We start from the raw sequence: 1,079 nt of genomic DNA on the forward strand, positions 1-1,079 counted from the left end.
ATTAGCTCTACTGACATCTCAACGTTGTCACCAGGCATAACCATTTCCACGCCTTCTTTAAGCGAGATCGCACCAGTTACGTCCGTAGTACGGAAGTAGAACTGTGGACGGTAACCGTTAAGGAATGGAGTGTGACGACCACCTTCTTCTTTAGAAAGTACGTATACTTCCGCATCGAATTTAGTATGTGGCTTGATCGCACCTGGTTTAGTCAATACTTGACCACGTTGTACGTCTTCACGCTTAGTACCACGAAGAAGAACACCACAGTTCTCGCCCGCACGACCTTCGTCTAGAAGTTTACGGAACATTTCAACGCCAGTAACAGTCGTTGTTTGTGTATCACGGATACCAACGATTTCAACTGATTCGCCTACTTTAACGATACCAGTCTCTACACGGCCAGTTACTACTGTACCACGACCAGAGATTGAGAATACGTCTTCAATCGGCATAAGGAACGGAAGGTCAATTGCACGTTCTGGCTCTGGAATATAAGAGTCAAGAGCTTCAACAAGCGCAACTACTGCTGGCTCGCCGTATTGGCTGTCATCACCGTTAAGTGCAAGAAGAGCAGAACCACGGATCACTGGAGTGTCATCACCCGGGAAGTCGTAAGTAGAAAGAAGTTCACGAACTTCCATTTCAACCAGCTCAAGAAGCTCTTCGTCGTCTACAAGGTCGCATTTGTTCAAGAATACAACGATGTAAGGTACACCTACCTGACGAGAAAGCAGGATGTGTTCACGAGTTTGTGGCATTGGACCATCAGTCGCAGCACATACAAGGATCGCGCCGTCCATCTGAGCAGCACCAGTAATCATGTTTTTAACATAATCGGCGTGACCCGGGCAGTCTACGTGAGCGTAGTGACGAGTTGGAGAATCGTATTCTACGTGAGAAGTATTGATGGTAATACCACGTGCTTTTTCTTCTGGTGCAGAGTCAATCGCAGCGTAGTCTTTCGCTTCGCCACCGAATTTCTTCGCACATACAGTTGCAATCGCAGCTGTTAAAGTTGTTTTACCATGGTCAACGTGACCAATTGTGCCCACGTTAACGTGTGGCTTATTACGTTC

At 46.9% G+C, this 1,079-nt stretch carries 1 protein-coding gene; it reads right to left on the reverse strand.

Annotation, left to right across the window (positions count from 1 at the left end; all coding sequences use genetic code 11):
• On the reverse strand, positions 1-1,079 hold a 1,079-nt coding region (gene tuf / locus H9629_RS15280; RefSeq protein ID WP_225215838.1), incomplete at both ends, for an elongation factor Tu.

The sequence above is a fragment of the Acinetobacter pecorum genome (assembly GCF_014837015.1).
Taxonomy (GTDB): Bacteria; Pseudomonadota; Gammaproteobacteria; order Pseudomonadales; family Moraxellaceae; genus Acinetobacter; species Acinetobacter pecorum.